Genomic DNA, 14,596 nt, shown 5'->3' with positions numbered 1-14,596 from the left:
CATGATAAAAAACTTTATTAACAGACCGGTTTTATCTACTGTAATCTCGATATTGATTGTCATACTCGGGGTTCTGGGATTGATAGCCCTTCCTGTTACTCAGTATCCTGATATTGCTCCGCCAACCGTAAGTGTAAGAGCAAATTATACCGGAGCGAATGCAGAAACGGTGATGAAGAGTGTGGTGGTTCCTTTGGAGGAACAGATCAATGGTGTGGAAGGGATGGATTATATCACATCTACTGCAGGAAACGATGGTTCGGCACAGATTCAGGTCTTCTTTAAGCAAGGAATTGATCCTGATATTGCTGCCGTAAACGTTCAGAACCGTGTATCCAGAGCAAGCCCTTTACTTCCAAGTGAGGTAACGCGTTCAGGGGTTGTGACCCAGAAACAGCAGACGAGTGCGTTGATGTATCTTTCTTTCTATTCAGAAAACAAAAATATTGATGACGTTTATCTTCAGAACTTTTTGAATATCAACGTTATTCCAAACCTTCAGAGGATTAATGGAGTTGGGGAAGCCAACGTTTTCGGTGGTAAGAATTACTCGATGAGAGTTTGGCTGGATCCTGCAAAATTGGCAGCGTACGGAATTACTCCAACGGATGTAACAACGGCAATCAATGAGCAGAGTAGAGAAGCGGCTGCTGGTTCTTTAGGACAAAACAGCGGAAGCTCTTTCGAATATATCATTAAATATGTAGGGAAGTTCAGCGATAAAGAACAGTATGACAATATCATCATTAAATCTTTACCGGATGGACAAAACCTAATGTTGAAAGACGTTGCTAAAGTAGAATTAGGCGGTCTTTCCTACACAGGTGTCGGTGAAAACGGAGACAACCCGTCAATCAGTATGGGAATTTTCCAGACTCCGGGATCGAATGCCCAGGAGATTATCGAAAATATCAAAGCTCAGCTTAAAGCGAACGAAAGCACTTACCCTGAAGGTGTAAAATATACCTTTAACTTTGATACCAACGAATTCCTGGATGCATCGATTGAAAAAGTAATTCATACTTTAATTGAAGCTTTCATCCTTGTATTTATTGTAGTTTATATTTTCTTACAGGATTTCAGATCAACGTTGATTCCGGCAATTGCGGTTCCGGTTTCTATTGTGGGAGCATTTTTCTTCCTGAATTTGTTCGGATATTCATTAAACTTACTGACGCTTTTCGCTTTGGTATTGGCAATTGGTATTGTTGTGGATGACGCGATTGTCGTCGTAGAAGCCGTTCACGCCAAAATGGAGCACGGAATTTCCAATGCTAAAAAGGCGACCGTTGAAGCGATGGACGAGATTACAGGAGCGATTATTTCAATTACTTTGGTAATGGCTGCGGTATTTATTCCGGTAACATTTATTACAGGACCAACGGGAGTATTCTATCAGCAGTTTGGGATTACCCTGATTATTGCGATTATTATTTCGGCGATTAATGCATTGACTTTAAGTCCGGTTTTATGTTCTTTATTCTTAAAACCACACGAAGAGCATCATGAAGAATATAAAAACAAAAACTTCATTCAGAAGTTCTTTTATAAATTTAATATTGCTTTTAAAACAGCAACAGACCGTTATGGTAGAGGATTTACATTCCTTATTAAACATAAATGGGTTACCTTATTGATTTTTGCAATTACAGGTGGAATTATTTACTGGACGAGCTCAACGATGAAAAAAGGTTTCGTACCGACAGAAGACCGTGGAATTATCTTTACCGATGTACAGTTGCCTCCCGGAGCTTCTATGGAAAGAACCTATAATGTTCTGAAAACGTTGCAGGCAAATGCATTGAAAATTCCCGGAATTCAAAACGTAACGATTTCTACGGGTAGAGGTCTACTTTCCGGAAACGGTAGTAATAACGGTCTTGCGTTTATCAAGCTTAAGCCTTTTAATGATAGAAAAGGTGACGGACTTTCTTCTGAAGCCATTACAAAACAGCTTTTCGGTTTGTCAGGAAAAGTTCCGGATGCAAAAGTGGTATTTTTTCAGCCGCCAAGTGTACCTGGTTTTGGTAACAGTGCAGGTTTTGAAATGGTACTTTTAGATAAAGCAGGAGGGGATTTCGCAGAATTGGATGCAAAAACCAACGAGCTTATCGGAAATCTGATGAAGCGTCCTGAAATTGAATTTGCGCAGACTTCATTCAATACAAAATATCCACAGTATGAAATGCAGATTAATGTTCCTTTAGCCAAACAAAAAGGAGTTTCTGTAAATTCAATTCTTGAAACTATGCAGGGATACATTGGGGGTATTTACAGTGCTGACTTTACGAAATACGGAAAGCAGTTCAGAGTAATGGTTCAGGCTTTACCGGAAAACAGAGTAAATGCTGAAAGTTTAAATCAATTGTATGTAAAAACAGGAGGCGGAGAAATGGCGCCAATCTCGCAGTTTGTAACATTGAATAAAACGTACGGACCTCAGTCTGTAGGACGTTACAACCTATTTAGTTCGGTTAAAATTACCGGAGCCAACTCTGGAGGTTACAGTACAGGTGATGCCATTGCTGCCGTACAACAGGTTGCAAGTGAAACTTTAGATCAAAATTATGGCGTAGAATTTACCGGGCTCTCAAGAGAAGAGCTTGCTTCAGGTTCTCAAACCTTATTAATTTTTGCATTGAGTTTAGTATTTGTGTATTTCATTCTTGCTGCACAATATGAAAGTTATATTCTTCCTTTGGCAGTGGTAATTTCACTTCCTTTAGGGGTAATGGGGGCTTATTTCGGACAGAAAATTATGGGCTTGGAAAACAACATCTATTTCCAGATTGCATTGATTATGTTGGTAGGATTATTGGCGAAAAATGCGATTTTGATTATTGAATTTGCCGTTCAGCGTAGACATCACGGAGAAACAATTGTTGAATCTGCGGTTAATGCGGCTAAAGCTAGACTAAGACCGATTCTGATGACGTCACTGGCATTTATCTTTGGTTTGTTGCCACTGGTTTTGGCAAACGGAATTGGTGCTGTAGGTAACCGTTCTATTGCAACAGGAGCAGCAATTGGGTTGTTGATCGGTACTATTTTAGGGGTGTTTGTCATTCCGGTTTTATATGTGATTTTCCAGACGATTCAGGAGAAAATCAAGCCGATTACGCACGAAGATATGAACTTAGCTGAATAAGAAATCTTTAAGATTAAATAATGAAAAATTTATCAATAATAAAAGGAGCAGCTCTTTCGGTATTTACAGCTTTTGTTATCACTTCATGCCATGTAAGAAAAGAGTACGAAAGACCTGCAGCTGCAGTCGATGAAAAACTGTTCCGTACCGATATGCTGCCTCAGGACAGTACAAGTATTGCAAATGTTTCGTGGAAAGAAATTTTTACGGACCCAATTCTTCAGGGACACATTACCAAAGCTTTGGACAACAACCTTGATGTAAGAATTGCAGTACAGAATATCGTCTCAGCAGAAGCTTATTTAAAACAGGCAAAAGCAGCATACGAACCTACTTTATCAGTAGGACCTAATTATACGTTTCAGACCCAGTCGATCAACACTCAGTTTGGTCAGATTATTGGGGAAAGACGTTATGTAAACCAATTTGACATTACTGCAACTATTGGTTGGGAAGCAGATCTATGGGGAAAAATGAAAGCCCAGCAAAAAGCCCAGTTGGCAACTTATTTAGGAACTGTTGCTGCTCACAAAGCGGTAAAAAGTGATCTGGTTGCTTCGATCGCATCAGCATATTTTCAGTTGTTAACGTATGATGATCAGAAGAGAATCATTCAGGAAACCATTAAAGTAAGAGAAAATAATTTAGAAACCACAAAAGCTTTAAAAGAAGCAGGAACTTTAACGGAAGTTGCGGTTCAGCAGAGTGAAGCCTTGGTTTATAATGCTAAATCTTTATTAATCGACATTGATACCCAAATTCAGCTCTTAGAGAATACAATGAGTCTTTTGATGGGGGAACCTTCACAGACAATTGCAAGATCATCATTATCATCTCAGACAATTCCAAACAGCTTAGCAACGGGTTATCCTGCAAGTTTACTGGCAAATCGTCCCGATGTCATGCAGGCTGAATTTAATCTGATGAATGCTTTTGAATTGACGAATGCTGCCAAAGCTCAGTTTTATCCAACTTTAAAACTGACAGGAAGTGGAGGTGTACAGTCGGTAGATATCGATCATTTATTCAGTGTAAACTCTCTTTTTGCAAACATTGTTGCCGGTTTGGCTCAGCCTATTTTAAACAAAAGACAGATCAGAACCAATTACGATGTAAGTTTAGCTAATAAAGAAACAGCTTATCTGAATTTTAGAAAATCGATTCTTACTGCCGGTAAAGAAGTTTCTGATGCTATCAGAGTATTTTCGGTACAGGATTCTTTTATTGATTTAAAAAGGAAAGAACTAGATTCTTACAAAAAATCGGTTGACTATTCTCAGGAATTGGTGAACTACGGTATGGCAAATTACCTTGAAGTGTTAAATGCGAGTGTAAACTCTTTAAATGCTGAGCTTAACATTTCTAATGCAGAATACAGCAAAATGAAGGCTGCCGTAGATTTGTATCAGGCTTTAGGCGGTGGATGGAAATAGCGATTAGTTATATATATCAATCTTGTTAAGGCGTGTACTGGAAACAGTGCACGTTTTTTTTATTTAATTAAAATACAAAAGACAGAATTTTAATAAAATCCTATTGTACATATGTAGTTAACTACGTAGTTTTGTACGTAAATTGAACGCATGTTAGAAATTAGTCTTGTAAATGATTCTTATTCAAGAGAAATAGTAGAATTGATTCTGAATATTCAGCAAAAGGAATTTAATGTTCCCATTACAATAGAAGACCAACCGGATCTTATGCAGATCGAAAATTTTTACTTTGCCAGTGGCGGAAGTTTTTGGGGAGCTTTCAGTAATGGTGAACTTGTTGGGACCATTGCTTTAATTAAATTTGACGAAAAAAAAGGTGCCATCCGAAAAATGTTTGTAAAAAAAGAATTCAGAGGTAAAGAATATGGTATTGCTCAGAAACTATTAGAAACCCTGATTGCTTACTGTCAGAAAAACGGGATAGATGAAATCTATTTAGGAACAGTATCCATACTGAAAGCTGCATTACGTTTTTATGAACGAAATCACTTTGAAATTATTGAAAAAGAGTTGCTTCCTTCAAAATTTCCTTTAATGAGTGCCGATAATGTATTTTGTTTTCTTCATCTAAAATCATAGCTTATGAATGTTATCAACGAATCCGGAAGTTTAGCTTTATCTACAAGATTACAACGCCTTAGTGAGCAATTACGTAAAGATGGAGCCTTAGTTTATAAAGAATTTGGGATAGATTTTGAACCCAAATGGTTTCCGGTTATTTTTACATTACATCACAAAAATATACTTAGTGTTGTAGAAATAGCTAATGAAATAGGATATACCCACCCTTCAACGATCAGCCTTTTAAAAGAACTTGAAAGGCAACAAATAATTATATCTAAAAAAGACAAAACTGATGAACGTAAACGTTTAATTGAATTGGCGCCAAAAGGTATTGAGTTGATCGAAAAAATGAAACCTGTCTGGAAAATTATCTCCAGGGTATTGGAAGAGATAGCAAATAATGAGAATCATCTGCTAAAAGCAATTAATGAAGCAGAAGAAAAAATTGCTGAACAGTCTTTTTTACAAAGAGTTTTACAATTAAAAAACCAACAATAAATTGATTATTAAATTTTTCTCTCAAAGTATTTGTAAAATAATTTTCGAATATTCATTTATTAAATAAATTTTAATAAAAAAGTTTGCATATGTATTTTAAATAGTTACTTTTGTACGGCTTCACAAACAACAATCTTGAAAAAGGGGAATTAGCTCATCTGGCTAGAGCGTTAGACTGGCAGTCTAAAGGTGACGGGTTCGATCCCCGTATTCTCCACCAAAGCAAACCCTTTCCCACAAAGGGTTTGCTTATAAAAAATCTTTTTGGAAGCGTATTAATCGGTAACAAAAATTAATACGTATGAAAAACCTCAATTCGGATGCAGACGCTCCGATTTTCTTACGACCAGCTCAAATAAATGACTGGTTCATTCAATGCCATTTTTTTGAGCGGATAAGGTAGATTTTGTTGGTAAATTATGGCTTAGGAATAAGCACCTGCACAAGGAAAAGGTATGATATAATTTAGGTTATGCAGATCCTTTGGTGATAAGCTAAAATCAAGAATCAAAAACCGATTATTATGAAAATTAAAATAACAATTATCGCTCTACTCTTATCTATTATATCATTTGCTCAAGATGCAGAGCCAAAATATAAGGTTTCAACTGGCTCTGTAAAAAAGAAACAATCCAAAGCAGATCCTAATAAAGTATACTCGGAAGTTGAACAGGCTCCGGAGTTTCCGGGAGGTATCGCTGCATTCAGAAATAAATTTGCTGAAAATTTAGATATTTCTAAAATAGAAGGTTCAGGAATACTGTCCAGTGAGCTAAGCTTCGTTATTGAAAAAGATGGAGCCATGAGTGAATTGAAAGCCTCAGGAAGTAACGAAGAATTTAACTCAGCAGCTGTTGATGCATTCAAATCAATAAAAGAGAAATGGAAACCTGGTAAAATGGACGGAGAATTTGTAAGATCGATTTTTAGAATGCCATTAAAAATGGCTTTTGAAAATGATGAGAAAGAATCTTTACCGGCAACAAAGGTGAGTGATTCTGAATAATTATCAGATCAATTACATACGGGTTTGGTGCCTGTATTTTCATTTATTTAAACAAAACCTTCCATTTCTGGAAGGTTTTTACACTTAATTAAATCAAAAATCTTTGTATTATTAGTTAGTTTAAATCTAAGCATAACTTCAATTACATATCTATGACTATGATCACCTTTCAATTTTTCAATAAAATTTACCTTATAACAATTTCCTGATGATAAGATTTTGGGATTATTAAATATATTCTGTAAAATAAATTTACCTCTAATTGCTTAAAATATCATCAGTAAAGATTAAACTATAAAATTAAATTGATATATTTGCCCAATTCTAAAAATACAGAGATAGCGGAAATTTAAAATATGATCCTGAAAATTTTAGAACTATTTTTAAGAATATATCTGACAAATAACTTATTTCATAAACTATTGTAAACTATGAAGAAACTTTTTTTACTCTTATTGACTATTTTCTCACTTATTGGTTGCTCATCAAATGATGAAACTCTTTATGATTATATCGGAACCTGGTCAGGAACTTATGAAGGAAGCGACAAAGGTGTTTGGAACTTCGTAGTGGCAAGCGATGGTAAAGTTACGGGAACAATGCATTCTGAAACCAATAACGAAAACTATAATATTTCAGGTTTCCTGAATAGTTCAGGTCAATTAACGGCTGATTTGGTTTTGCCTGCTGACGGAAATTTCACTGGAACTTTGGATGTAGATGGAAAAGGTAGCGGAAACTGGACAAACGAATCTCCGAACCCGGTAAGAAGCGGAACCTGGAAAGGGGAAATAAATAAAATAAAATAGATTCAAGTATTATAAATCAGAATCGGCTGCAAACTTTGTTTGCAGCCGATTTTTTATTTAAACAAATCCCATTTTAATTATCTGTGAATCTTTTTTTGCTGCTACAAAATGAATCACATAATCTTCTTCACTAAAACGATTTTCAAAAACAATTTCGCTTTGGTTTTCTGCCAGTTTGATTTTTTCTTCGAAATACTCTGAAAGATTATTTTCAAAATCAATTTTTATACTTACAATTGCCACTTCATCAGCAATTATACTCTTGTCTAAATGCAGACTTTTATCCCATAAGCCTAAAAGAATCTGAGTTTCCTGATGAAAACAGGGAAAATTTCCAAACTGAAAATTCTGTAGCAAAACTTTACCATCTTGTGTTTTCAGGCCCGATTTTACAGTTCTTTTACCTTTCTCATGCTCCGAATCCAGGTCTTTGATCTCAGTCATTATTTTAGCGAACCTTTGATAGAGTAGGGCATCTTCAGCCAGTTCAATATATTTTGAGATGCAAGAACGGATTAGCTTTCCAACTTTTGAACAGTGTCCGAACTCTGAACTGTTTTGTCTTACTTTTTCATACGTCGGGCTTTTCTTATAAGCTGTTTTATTAAACCCGCTTTTTTTCCGCACAATATTTTTACCATTCAGATTGTAAAAAACCAGATCACCAATTGCTCCGTTGAGCTTTATAAAACTTTCGTAAGTCGCCATTATTATTAAAAGAATTCCAAATATAGAAATAAAAAATGAGATTCAACATTATTTTATATATAATTAAAGCATAGTTGTAGTATAGTTATTGTATAATTAAAAATTTTAATTTATATTTGTATTGAATAAATATCTAATTGGGTTTCAAATGAATAAGAAACTATGTTTTTCGGAAAGTAAATTATATAAGCATTGGGCTGTTTTAGTACTAAGCTCTGCAATAATCATCTCTTGCGGAAGTTCAAAGAATGTCGCCGAATCAAAGAAAACATCTTCAAAAACAATTTCAAAATCTGAAAATTTAAGAAAGCTAGACTCTAATTTTGACGGCAAAATTGCTGGCTCGGTTAAAAGCTTACTGAAAGATGCAGAAAAATATCTCGGAGCTCCATATAAATTTGGAGGCAATACATCTTCGGGGTTCGACTGCTCAGGATTTGCGGCAAAAGTTTTTCAGGAAAACAATTATACACTTCCTAGAAGATCTTCAGATCAGGCAGAATCCGGAAAACCTGTTGATATAAAAACTGTAAAACCTGGTGATTTGTTATTTTTTGCCACTTCAGGTGGAAGCCGTGTTTCTCATGTAGGAATCGTTCACACAATTGAAAATGATGGAGAGGTTAAATTTATTCATGCATCCACATCTAAGGGAGTAATCATCTCTTCTTTAAACGAAAAATACTGGAATAAAGCCTATCTTCACGCACAACGGGTTTTATAAAACTTTGCAATAGGGTTGCATTTCGTAAGATTTTACATTTGTCAGAAATTATTCATTATGACAGATTTTATTCAAATTTTTATTCCTTTATTCTTCATCGTATTTTTTCTGACTGCCTTTTTCGGAACGAGTTTTATTGTTTCAAAAAAGATAGGCAAAAATCCGAATGTCCTTCCAAAAGATGATTCTGCATACGGATTGATCGGAAAATATTTTAAACTAACTTTATTTCTTCTCTTTATCTACACGGTTTTATTTTTCTTTTTTCCTAAAGAAATTTTGGAGAATGGTAACATCAGTTTTTTAGACCGTTGTTTACTTAAATACATTGGAATTACTTTCATGATTTTAAGCTTGATCTGGGTTCTTATCGCTCAGTTTCAGATGAAAAATTCATGGCGAATAGGAATTGATGAAGAACTCAAAACAGAACTAATCACAAATGGACTTTTCGGCTATTCAAGAAATCCGGTCTTCTTCGGAATGCTTATCAGCTTGATAGGACTGTTTCTGACCTTACCTACATTTATTTCATTAAGCTTTTTCATTGTTGCTAGTATTCTAATTCAAATTCAGATCAGGCTCGAGGAAGAATTTCTTTTGAAGCAACACGGAATAAGTTATTCAGAGTACAAAAAAAATGTGAGAAGATTGATTTAATACAGAAAATTTAGCTTTATCCCATAAAACCAGAAAATGTTTTGTCTAAGTTTTTTGTATATTTGGCAACGATTTTTTTAACAAATTTTAAACATAATTATGTCGTTACAACAAACTATTGAAAATATCTGGGACAACAGAGAATTATTGCAGAATGAAGATAGCCAGAAAGCTATAAGAGAGGTTATTTCTTTGGTGGACAAAGGTGAACTTCGTACAGCAGAACCTACAAAAAACGGGTGGCAGGTGAATGAATGGGTGAAAAAAGCTGTCGTAATGTATTTCCCGATCCAGAAAATGGAAACTATCGAGGTAGGTCCGTTTGAATTTCATGACAAAATGCCTTTGAAGAAAAATTATGCTGAAAAAGGGGTTAGAGTTGTACCTCATGCGGTAGCAAGAGAAGGAGCTTATATTGCTCCCGGTGTAATTATGATGCCTTCTTATGTAAACATTGGTGCTTACGTAGATTCAGGAACGATGGTTGATACGTGGGCAACAGTTGGAAGCTGTGCACAGATCGGTAAAAACGTTCACTTGAGTGGTGGTGTAGGAATCGGAGGTGTTTTAGAGCCGCTTCAGGCTGCTCCGGTCATTATTGAAGATGATTGTTTTATTGGTTCAAGATGCATTGTAGTAGAAGGTGTTCATGTTGAAAAAGAAGCGGTTTTGGGAGCAAATGTTGTTTTAACGGCATCAACAAAAATTATTGATGTTACAGGAGAAACTCCGATCGAAATTAAGGGTAGAGTTCCTGCCCGTTCAGTAGTAATTCCCGGAAGTTACACAAAACAGTATCCTGCAGGAGAATATCAGGTTCCTTGTGCTTTGATTATCGGTCAGAGAAAAGAGTCTACTGATAAAAAAACGTCTCTTAACGATGCTTTGAGAGATAATAACGTAGCTGTTTAAATCTTTTTCATAAACTAATAACCACAACCTTGAAAGAAAGATTTCTTAAAATACTTTTAAACCCCAAATATATTTTTGGGGTTTATCTTATTATATCTGTTGTAACAGCATTATCAAAGTTTTCCAAAGGCGATCATGCCATCAACAATTATCTGATTTTTAAAAATGTATTTTACAATACATTAAGCGAGAAAAATCTGTATTTACAATACCCGGAACTCTTTCAGGATTCCAATCATTACGGCATATTTTTCAGCCTTCTGATTGCTCCTTTTGCTTTAATGCCAGACTGGTTGGGTATTTGTTTGTGGAACCTTGCCAATACTTTGATATTTCTTTACGCGATCAAAAAGTTACCTTTTTCAGAACCTAAAAAAGCTCTTTTTGCATTATTCTGTTTGCAGGAATACATCACTTCTGCGCTTTATTTTCAGTTTAATATTGCGCTTGTTTCTCTTCTGATACTTGCTGCGATTTATATTTATGAAAACAAAGAAGCGAAATCTGTGGGAGCAGCGCTGATTGGTTTATTTGTTAAAATTTATGGTATTTTGGGACTGTCGCAGTTTTTCTTTATTAAAAATAAATTTAAATATATCCTTTCAGGAATTGTAATCGCAATACTCTTTTTTGTAATTCCGATGCTTTATTCTAGTCCGTCATTTGTTTTGCAGAGCTATGCAGATTGGTTTCAGTCATTATCAGAGAAAAACGGACAAAACCAAGGCCTTACATCGTATCAGGATATTTCTTTAATGGGAGTATTCAGAAGAATTTTAGGTGATCCATCCATTTCAAATCTTGTTTTTCTGGCATTTGGTTTACCGCTTTTTGCAGCACCTTACATCAGAATTAAACAGTATAAAAATTACACGTTCCAATTGATGATACTGGCTTCTACATTACTATTCTTAGTGTTGTTCAGCTCAGGTTCCGAATCACCGACGTATATTATTGCAGTCGCCGGGGTTATGATCTGGTTTTTCCTTCAGAAAGAAAGAACACCTTTTATTATTGGATTATTAATTTTTGTAATCATTTTCACCTGTTTTTCGACTTCAGATTTATTTCCAAAATTTGTAAAAGAAAACTATATCAAAAAATATTCTTTAAAAGCTGTACCTTGCATCGTCATTTGGTTGAGGATAACATATGAACTTTTAACTAAAAATTTCGAAAAAGATTACAGCCTGAACTCATAATATGAAGAAAATTTCAATCGTCATCCCTGCTCATAACGAAGAAGGAAACGTGGCTTTGGTACATCAGAAAATTAAAGAAGTTTTTGATGGTTTAAGCAATTATGATTTTGAAATTATCTTCATAAACGATGGCAGCCGTGACAATACACAGCAGAAATTAGAAGAACTTTCGGCAAAATATGATGAAGTGAAATTCATAGAATTTTCAAGGAATTTCGGACATCAGCCGGCCGTAAAGGCGGGAATGGATAATGCAGACGGAAATGCTGTTATCTCAATGGATGGAGACCTTCAGCATCCGCCGGAGCTTATTCCTGAAATGATTCAAAAGTGGGAAGAAGGATTTGACATTGTGTATACGATTCGAACGTACCCGAAACAAATTTCCTATTTTAAACGGAAAACCTCAGATTTTTTCTATAAAATTTTGTCGAGTTTATCGGATGTAAATTTAACGAAAGGAGGTGGTTCAGATTTTAGACTGATGGATGCAAATGCCGTTGAAGTCATGAGGAAATTCAATGAAGATGATTTATTTTTAAGGGGTTTGACAAGTTGGATGGGTTTCAAACAAACAGGAATTGAATTTACGGCTAATGAAAGAATTGCTGGAGAAAGCAGTTATAACCTTAAAAAAATGGTGACTTTCGCTTTTACGGGAATTACAGCTTTTAGCGTGAAACCATTGTATATTGCGGCTTATCTGGGGTTTTTATTCTCTGCATTTTCCGTTGTAGGATACGGTTTTTACGTGATTTATTCATTCATTGCAAAAACAGAAATCTCTGGTTGGGCATCATTAATTATGACCATCGTTTTCTTTGGCGGATTGCAATTGATTATGTTAGGAATTATGGGAATTTATTTAGGTAAAATATTTAAACAGGTTAAAGAAAGACCTAATTACATCATAAAAAATAAAAATTTTTAAATGGTTTTATTAAGTTTTGACATCGAGGAATTTGATATGCCATTGGAATATAAAGGTGAAATTTCCTTTGAAAAGCAAATCTCGATCTCACAGAACGGACTTCAAAGAATTTTAAATATTCTTAAAAAACATAAGGCAAAAGCAACCTTTTTTTCAACCGTAGTTTTTGCTGAAAACAGTAAGCATTTAATTGAAAGATTGCTGAATGAAGGTCATGAATTGGCTTCTCACACGTGGTTTCACTCAGATTTTGAAGAAAAACATTTAAAAGAATCGAAGGATAGGCTTGAAGAATTATTTTCTACAAGAGTGACAGGATTACGAATGCCCAGAATGATGCCTGTAAGCAAAAATGCGGTGGAAGATGCAGGGTATTCATACAATTCATCGGTCAATCCGACGTTTCTTCCGGGAAGATATAATAATTTGAAAGTTTCCAGAACGTATTTTAAAGAAGGTAAGGTAACACAGATTCCGGCTTCGGTTTCTCCGAATTTCAGAATTCCTTTATTTTGGCTGAGTTTTCACAATTTCCCTTTATCTTTCTATAAAAAACTGGCTTCAGATACCTTGAAAAAAGATAGTTATCTGAATGTTTATTTCCATCCTTGGGAATTTGCAGAAATTAAGGATGAAGCTTTTAAATTACCCGGATTTACAGTAAAAAATTCAGGAAAAGATATGGTTGAACGTTTTGATGAATTTGTTTCTTGGTTAAAAGATAAAAATTATTCATTCGGAACATTTCAGGAATTTCAAAAACAAATTGAATCATGAAAATAGCTTTTGATGCCAAACGTTTCTTCCATAATACTTCGGGTCTAGGAAATTACTCAAGAGATCTTGTGCGAATTTTAGCGAAATATTTTACCGAAAACGAATATATTTTATTAAATAAAAACAAATCCGAAAGAGGTTCTGATATTTTAGGAAATTCTAACGTTCATTTTGTTGAAACATCCAAAGGAAGCCTGTCCCGACAGCTTAAAATGGGGAAGGATGCACAGAAACAAAATGTAGACATTTTCCATGGATTATCTGGTGAATTACCTTTAAAATGGGGCAAAGAACCCATCAAAAAAATTGTTACGATTCATGATTTGATTTTTGTTCGTTACCCTCAATATTACTCATTTTTTGACCGGAAAATTCATCTTTGGAAATTTAAAAAAGCAGCTAATTCAGCGGATAAAATAATTGCTATTTCGGAGCAGACGAAAAAGGATATTATTGAATTTTTAAAAGTTCCTGAAAGCAAAATTGAAGTGATTTATCAAGGTTGTCATAAGGCTTTTAAAGAACAGCAATCTGATGATTTTATTCAACAAACAAAATTAAAATTCAATCTTCCTGAAAGGTTTATTCTAAACGTTGGAACGATTGAAGATCGTAAAAATCTTTTTAATGTTGTCAAGGCAATACAAGATACTGAAATCCCATTAGTTGTAGTCGGAAAAAAAACAAAGTATTTTCAAAGAATAGCGAATTTTATTCAGAAAAATAAAATGGAAAAACAGATTCATTTCTTGGAAGGAGTTTCAATGGATGAGTTGGCTGTTATTTACAAATTGGCTGATATTTTTGTTTACCCAAGTTTTTTCGAAGGATTTGGAATTCCCGTGATAGAAGCACTTTTCTCAAAAACAGTCACAATTACGAGCAATACAAGCTGTCTTCCTGAAGCTGGAGGTCCCGATTCTGTTTATATTGATCCTGAAAATTATTTAGATATTCAATCAAAAATAAAATTTTTATGGGACAACGAATCGGAAAGAAAACGCCGCGCTGATAAGGGTTTCGAGTTTGTCCAGAAGTTTAACGATGAGCCCATTGCCAATGAGCTTATGAATCTTTACAGAAAAATCATCTCGTAAAATTCTTGCAGGATTAAAAATAAGTCCTACATTTGTACCACAAAATTTCAACAATGAAACCGATTTT

The 14,596-nt window shown here is 34.8% G+C and carries 14 protein-coding genes and 1 tRNA gene; 14 read left to right on the top strand and 1 reads right to left on the bottom strand.

The features are described from left to right. Position 1: 1 nt before the first annotated feature. The 7 genes from ACR1PN_RS10345 (at position 2) to ACR1PN_RS10315 (ending at position 7,518) form a co-directional block, all read left to right on the top strand. Positions 2-3,148, top strand: coding sequence for an efflux RND transporter permease subunit (locus ACR1PN_RS10345; protein WP_433979981.1), 3,147 nt, complete (start codon positions 2-4; stop codon positions 3,146-3,148). A 20-nt stretch (positions 3,149-3,168) separates the two neighbouring features. Then, a complete protein-coding gene (locus tag ACR1PN_RS10340) occupies positions 3,169-4,581 on the top strand; it encodes an efflux transporter outer membrane subunit (RefSeq protein WP_433979980.1) in 1,413 nt (470 codons plus the stop codon). Positions 4,582-4,731: 150 nt separating this feature from the next. Further along, entirely contained in the window at positions 4,732-5,220 is a 489-nt protein-coding gene (locus ACR1PN_RS10335; protein WP_433979979.1) for a GNAT family N-acetyltransferase, read from the top strand. 3 nt (positions 5,221-5,223) lie between these two features. Continuing rightward, positions 5,224-5,703, top strand: a complete 480-nt coding sequence (locus tag ACR1PN_RS10330; protein ID WP_433979978.1) for a MarR family winged helix-turn-helix transcriptional regulator — start codon at positions 5,224-5,226, stop codon at positions 5,701-5,703. Positions 5,704-5,846: 143 nt separating this feature from the next. After that, a tRNA-Ala gene (locus ACR1PN_RS10325) sits at positions 5,847-5,923 on the top strand. A 303-nt stretch (positions 5,924-6,226) separates the two neighbouring features. Continuing rightward, positions 6,227-6,709 carry a hypothetical protein gene (locus tag ACR1PN_RS10320; protein WP_433979977.1) on the top strand — a complete coding sequence of 161 codons (483 nt, stop codon included), beginning with the start codon at positions 6,227-6,229 and terminating at the stop codon, positions 6,707-6,709. A gap of 431 nt (positions 6,710-7,140) precedes the next feature. After that, positions 7,141-7,518 carry a hypothetical protein gene (locus tag ACR1PN_RS10315; protein ID WP_378171799.1) on the top strand — a complete coding sequence of 126 codons (378 nt, stop codon included), beginning with the start codon at positions 7,141-7,143 and terminating at the stop codon, positions 7,516-7,518. 57 nt (positions 7,519-7,575) lie between these two features. Here ACR1PN_RS10315 and ACR1PN_RS10310 read toward each other — a convergent pair whose 3' ends face one another. Next, on the bottom strand, positions 7,576-8,226 hold the full coding sequence (locus tag ACR1PN_RS10310) for a hypothetical protein (RefSeq protein ID WP_433979976.1): 651 nt from the start codon (positions 8,224-8,226) through the stop codon (positions 7,576-7,578). Positions 8,227-8,374: 148 nt separating this feature from the next. On the opposite strand from ACR1PN_RS10310, the gene ACR1PN_RS10305 reads away from it, so the two are divergent. The 7 genes from ACR1PN_RS10305 (at position 8,375) to ACR1PN_RS10275 (ending at position 14,529) form a co-directional block, all read left to right on the top strand. Then, positions 8,375-8,950, top strand: a complete 576-nt coding sequence (locus tag ACR1PN_RS10305) for a C40 family peptidase (protein ID WP_433979975.1) — start codon at positions 8,375-8,377, stop codon at positions 8,948-8,950. 57 nt (positions 8,951-9,007) lie between these two features. Beyond that, the gene (locus tag ACR1PN_RS10300) at positions 9,008-9,610 is read left to right on the top strand and encodes a methyltransferase family protein (protein ID WP_433979974.1); all 603 of its coding nucleotides are present in this window, start codon (positions 9,008-9,010) and stop codon (positions 9,608-9,610) included. A 99-nt stretch (positions 9,611-9,709) separates the two neighbouring features. Next, positions 9,710-10,522 (top strand): 2,3,4,5-tetrahydropyridine-2,6-dicarboxylate N-succinyltransferase, encoded by an 813-nt coding sequence (locus ACR1PN_RS10295; RefSeq protein WP_433979973.1) that lies wholly within the window; start codon positions 9,710-9,712, stop codon positions 10,520-10,522. Positions 10,523-10,551: 29 nt separating this feature from the next. After that, positions 10,552-11,724 carry a glycosyltransferase family 87 protein gene (locus ACR1PN_RS10290; RefSeq protein ID WP_433979972.1) on the top strand — a complete coding sequence of 391 codons (1,173 nt, stop codon included), beginning with the start codon at positions 10,552-10,554 and terminating at the stop codon, positions 11,722-11,724. Position 11,725: 1 nt separating this feature from the next. After that, positions 11,726-12,655 (top strand): glycosyltransferase family 2 protein, encoded by a 930-nt coding sequence (locus ACR1PN_RS10285; RefSeq protein WP_433979971.1) that lies wholly within the window; start codon positions 11,726-11,728, stop codon positions 12,653-12,655. Then, entirely contained in the window at positions 12,656-13,432 is a 777-nt protein-coding gene (locus ACR1PN_RS10280) for a polysaccharide deacetylase family protein (protein WP_433979970.1), read from the top strand. It abuts the gene before it with no gap. Next, complete coding sequence (locus tag ACR1PN_RS10275; RefSeq protein WP_433979969.1) at positions 13,429-14,529, top strand: glycosyltransferase family 4 protein; 1,101 nt, start codon at positions 13,429-13,431, stop codon at positions 14,527-14,529. Before ACR1PN_RS10280 ends, ACR1PN_RS10275 begins: the two co-directional genes overlap by 4 nt. Positions 14,530-14,596: the final 67 nt, after the last annotated feature.

It is taken from the genome of Chryseobacterium sp. RLHN22, assembly GCF_051011795.1.
Classification (GTDB): domain Bacteria; phylum Bacteroidota; class Bacteroidia; order Flavobacteriales; family Weeksellaceae; genus Chryseobacterium; species Chryseobacterium zhengzhouense.
This window is presented reverse-complemented; position numbering and strand designations above follow the sequence as displayed.